The sequence below is a fragment of the Streptomyces himastatinicus ATCC 53653 genome, from assembly GCF_000158915.1.
GTDB lineage: Bacteria > Actinomycetota > Actinomycetes > Streptomycetales > Streptomycetaceae > Streptomyces > Streptomyces himastatinicus.
This window is the reverse complement of record NZ_GG657754.1, coordinates 9,364,152-9,367,587: the sequence shown is the minus strand read 5'-3', so window position 1 is coordinate 9,367,587 and position 3,436 is coordinate 9,364,152. Positions and strand designations below refer to the sequence as shown.

The following is a 3,436-nucleotide window of genomic DNA, read 5'->3' as shown; positions in this document are numbered from 1 at the left end:
GACGCGGTGGTCGGGCATTCGCAGGGCGAGGTGGCCGCGGCGCACATCGCGGGAGCGCTCAGCCTGGAGGACGCCGCCCGGGTGGTGGCGCTGCGCAGCCGGACCATCATGACGCTGGCGGGCACCGGGGCCATGGCGTCGGTGCCGCTGCCGGCCGACCGGGTCGCCGCGTACATCGCCCCCTTCGGCGAGGGCCTGAGCATCGCCGCGGTCAACGGGCCCGGCACCACGGTGGTGGCCGGGGCCCCCGAGGAGGTGGCCGCGCTCCTGGCCCGTTGCGAGGCGGACGGGATCCGGGCGAAGGCCGTACCCGCCGTGGACTTCGCGTCGCACTCGCCACATATGGAGGCCATCCGGGAGCGGTTGCTGGAGCAGCTGGCAGGGGTGACGCCGCGTTCGTGTGACATCGCGTTCTATTCGACGGTCACCGGAAGCGCCATCGACACCGCTGGGCTGGACGCCACGTACTGGTACACCAACCTCCGTCAGCCGGTCCTCTTCGAGGCGACGCTCCGGGCCATGGCGGAGGCGGGGTTCGGCACGTTCGTGGAGTCGAGCCCGCATCCGGTTCTCACGCTCGGGCTGCGGGAGACGCTGCCGGAGGCGCTGGTCGTGGGGTCGCTGCGGCGGAACGAGGCGCCGTGGCCGCCGCTGCTGACCTCGCTGGCGGAGCTTCATGTGCGCGGGCTGTCCGTGGACTGGTCCGCCGTCTTCGCGGGGCGGGCGCCGCGTCGCGTGGCGCTCCCGACGTACGCGTTCCAGCGGGAGCGCTACTGGCCGGAGGTGTCGGCCGCATTCGAGCCCGCCGCGCGGACGGCCGTACTCGATGGGGAGGTCGAGCGCGCCCAGGCCGCTGCGGCGGACTCTGCGACGACGACATGGACGGAGCGGCTCGCCGCCCTGTCGGAGGACGAGCGGAGCCGTACGGCGCTGGAGCTGGTGCGGCTGCGCACGGCCATCGTGCTCGGCCACCTGAGCACGGACACGGTGGACGTCGACCGGGCGTTCCGTGAGCTGGGCATGGACTCCACGATGGCGGTCCAGCTGCGCCAGAACCTGATGGACGCCACCGGGCTGACGCTGCCGGAGACCGTCGTCTTCGACCACCCGAGCCCGGCCCGGCTGGCGCGGCAGCTGTGTGAACTGGCCCTGGGCGAGGGCACGTTGCCCGTCGCGTCGTCCCTATCGCGAGCGGTGGACGCCGACGACCCGATCGTGGTCGTCGGCATGGCCTGCCGCTACCCCGGTGGCGCCGGTTCGCCCGAGGAGCTGTGGCGGCTGGTCGACGGCGGTGTGGACGCCATCTCGGGGTTCCCGTCCGACCGGGGCTGGGATCTGGACGCGCTGTACGACCCCGAGCCCGGTGTGCGGGGCAAGACCTACACCCGGCACGGTGGGTTCCTGGAGGACGCCGCCGAGTTCGACGCGGAGTTCTTCGGCATCAGCCCGCGCGAGGCCACCGCGATGGACCCGCAGCAGCGGGTGTTGTTGCAGGTCACCTGGGAGGCGTTCGAGCGCGCCGGGATCGATCCGGGCACGCTGCACGGCAGCGGCACCGGGGTGTTCGTGGGCGCGATGTCGCAGGAGTACGGCCCGCGGCTCCACGAGGGCGACGACGGGCTGGGGGGCTATCTGCTCACCGGTAACACCGCGAGTGTCGCCTCGGGACGGCTCGCCTACACCTTCGGTCTCGAAGGCCCGGCGGTGACCATCGACACGGCCTGCTCGTCGTCGCTGGTCGCGATGCACCAGGCGGTGCAGGCGCTGCGCGTCGGCGACTGTTCGCTGGCGGTGGCGGGCGGCGTCACGGTCATGGCGACCCCGGGCATGTTCGTGGAGTTCGGGCAGCAGCGCGGGCTGGCCGCGGACGGCCGGTGCAAGTCGTTCGCGGCCGGTGCCGACGGCACGATCTGGGCCGAGGGTGCGGGCATGCTCCTGCTCGAACGGCTCTCGGACGCCCAGGCCAACGGGCATCCTGTGCTGGCCGTCATCCGCGGCTCGGCGGTCAACCAGGACGGCGCGTCCAACGGCCTCACCGCGCCGAACGGTCCGTCGCAGCAGCGCGTCATCAGCGCCGCGCTGGCCGCCGCCGGGCTCACCCCGGACCAGGTGGACGCGGTGGAGGGCCACGGCACGGGCACCACGCTCGGCGACCCCATCGAGGCGCAGGCCCTGCTCGCCACCTACGGGCAGGGGCGCGGGGAGCCGCTGTGGCTGGGCTCGCTGAAGTCCAACATCGGCCACGCGCAGGCCGCGGCGGGTGTCGGTGGCGTCATCAAGATGATCCAGGCCATGCACCACGCCACCCTGCCCCGAACCCTCCATGTCGACGCGCCCAGCCCGCACATCGACTGGACCACCGGCAACATCCAGCTGCTCGCCGAGGCCCGGCCCTGGCCCGAGAACGGCCACCCCCGCCGCGCCGCCATCTCCTCCTTCGGCATCAGCGGCACCAACGCCCACCTCATCCTCGAAGCCCCGCCCACACCCGAGGACGCCGAGGACCAGCAGGAGCCGGGCACCCTGCTTCCGTGGGTGCTCTCCGCCAAGTCCGACCAGGCGCTACGGGACCAGGCCCGGCGGCTGCGCGGCCACCTGGCCGACCACCCCGGCCTCCCGTCCGCCGCCATCGGCCGCTCCCTGGCCACCACCCGCGCCCACTTCGCCCACCGGGCCGCGGTGGTGGCCGCCGACCGCGAGGCGTTCGACCAGGCCCTGGCCGCCCTCACCCGCGGCGAGCCGTCGGCCGCGCTGGTGCGCGGCACCGCCCGCCCCGGCAGGACCGCCTTCCTGTTCACGGGGCAGGGCAGTCAGCGCCTCGGCATGGGCCGGGGGCTGTACGAGGCGTTCCCGGTGTTCGCGCGCGCCTTCGACGAGGTGTACGGCGTTCTCGACCCGGCGGTGCGCGAGGTGATGTGGGGCGACGAGGAGGCGCTGCACCGCACCGAGTTCACCCAGCCCGCCATCTTCGCCGTGGAGGTGGCGCTGTTCCGGCTGCTGGAATCGTGGGGTGTACGGCCCGACTTCGTCGCCGGTCACTCGATCGGCGAGCTGGCCGCCGCGCACGTCGCCGGGGTGTTCTCGCTGGACGATGCCGCAGCGCTGGTCACCGCGCGGGGGCGGCTGATGGGGGCGCTGCCGCCCGGCGGCGCGATGGTGGCGGTCGAGGCCACCGAGGACGAGGTGGCGCCGTATCTGACCGAGCGGGTGGACCTCGCCGCCGTCAACGGCCCCACCTCCGTGGTGCTCTCGGGCACCGAGGACGCCGTCACCGCGGTCCTCGAACGGCTCGGCGAGCGCAGGACGAACCGTCTGACGGTGTCCCACGCGTTCCACTCGCCGCTGATGGACCCGATGCTGGAGGACTTCCGGTGGGTCGCCCAGACGGTGACGTACGCCGAGCCACGCATCCCGGTGGTGGCGGACGGCGACGTGG

The 3,436-nt window shown here is 73.7% G+C and carries 1 protein-coding gene; it reads left to right on the top strand.

The window, feature by feature from the left end; genetic code table 11:
- Positions 1-3,436, top strand: a 3,436-nt coding sequence (locus tag SSOG_RS39715) for a type I polyketide synthase (RefSeq protein ID WP_039939805.1), incomplete at both ends; no start/stop codon positions are given.